The organism is Morganella sp. GD04133 (genome assembly GCF_029835375.1).
Taxonomy (GTDB): domain Bacteria; phylum Pseudomonadota; class Gammaproteobacteria; order Enterobacterales; family Enterobacteriaceae; genus Morganella; species Morganella morganii_B.
In genome coordinates, this window is sequence record NZ_JAODZS010000089.1 from 1 (window position 1) to 1,491 (window position 1,491).

The window sequence follows — 1,491 nt, forward strand, 5'->3', positions numbered from 1 at the left end:
GTTAAGGAACCGAATCAGATAAAGTGCGAAATCCTTCTCGATGGTCTGACCGGCTTCTCCGGGAATATCCCCAATATTTTCAATATGACACTGACATCTCAGAATGCGTCACTGAAAATTATTCAGGAGATGATTGGTAAAGCGGCAATCTACAACATTGAAACGCCTAAAGGGAATTATGACAGTTACGATTTGGTTAACTGGTCATATCAGGTATCAAGTCAGACCGGCGTAACCCTGCTTACTGTTTCATTGTATTTCACTGAGATCATGCAGCAGATGGAGGTTACTTTAGGGTCGCCGCAGTCGGAGGAGAAACCGATAAATAATGAGGATTCACCTGGTCCTGATGGCGTAGCAGCAACGGCAGAGCAGCAGGCGGGAACAAGCCAGCCTACAGCCAATGACACAGGGAAAGAGTTATCATTCCTGAATGATGCTCTTGATTTTGCGCGTGATACTTACGATACGGTAACCGGCACGATAAACAAGGGACTTGATTATGCGGCTAACGAAATAAACTCAGCTATGGACGCAGTTAATACGTTTGTCAATGAAACTCCGTCAGAAAGGGTTGTTCGTCGGACAATAGATGAATTATCTAGGAAGGTTTTATGATCAGAATATCACTAACTCCCGGCAAGGCTCAGGCGATACGTGTGACACTGTCTGATCAGGATTGCCTTATCCGGCTTGTGCAGCGTGATTCTGGCCTGTATATGGATTTAACCGCTAACGATACCGTCGTGCTGACCGGTGTCCCGTGCCTGTATGCAACACGAATTGTCAGATACAGCTATCTGCCATTTAAAGGCGACCTGTTTTTCCTCGATAAAGAAGGGGCAAATGATCCTGTTGGTGACGGTCTCGGAATCCGGTTTAATCTTTATTACGTAGAGGATTAACAATGTACAAAAACAACAGATTAAAGTTCGTTTTTGATACCAGTGGAATTGATATTCGCGGGAAAACAGAAAACAGGATAACCCTTGATAATTGCAAGGCCAGCGTGAAAGTAACAAACGGCGGGGCGGCAATGGCCGGGAATGCCAATTTTACAATATACGGACTCAGCACGGAACTAATTACGGCGTTATGCAAGGTGGGTGCAAGTGGCTACCATGTGCAGGCAGGAGCGACAGTAGAGGTTGAAATCTACGCAAATGACAGCCTGGTATACTCTGGTAATGTTTATTATGTTAACGCCGATATGAACGAAACGCCGGACGTTGGGGTTGAGTTTATCGCGTCAGCATCAAAACAATTGATGAGCAGTAAAGCACCTGATTACTCATTCAAAGGGACAAGAAATTTCACGCAAATACTGAAAGATATATGTAATGCATCCGATTATGATTTCGTGGACAAGGGCGTTACCGGGTCACAGACAAACGGGTATTACTCAGGAACTCCGCTGGAGCAAATCAGATCACTATGTGTTGCCGGTAAGATTAATTTTGCCGTGAATGGCAGGGTGGTTTATGCCTGGAA

At 45.0% G+C, this 1,491-nt stretch carries 2 protein-coding genes and 1 pseudogene; all 3 read left to right on the forward strand.

Annotated elements, in window-relative coordinates:
• Window positions 1–618 (forward strand): annotated as a pseudogene (locus N7387_RS21165) (hypothetical protein); the annotation flags it as partial.
• The gene (locus tag N7387_RS21170; protein ID WP_279800939.1) at window positions 615–905 is read left to right on the forward strand and encodes a hypothetical protein; all 291 of its coding nucleotides are present in this window, start codon (window positions 615–617) and stop codon (window positions 903–905) included. The pseudogene N7387_RS21165 and the gene N7387_RS21170, both read left to right, overlap by 4 nt.
• A gap of 2 nt (window positions 906–907) precedes the next feature.
• Window positions 908–1,491, forward strand: a 584-nt coding sequence (locus N7387_RS21175) for a hypothetical protein (RefSeq protein WP_279800940.1), incomplete at its 3' end; no start/stop codon positions are given.

What these genes read in the sequence shown, in the direction of transcription:
- N7387_RS21170 (WP_279800939.1), top strand. Translation starts at nt 615, where the DNA reads ATGATCAGAATATCACTAACTCCCGGCAAGGCTCAGGCGATACGTGTG.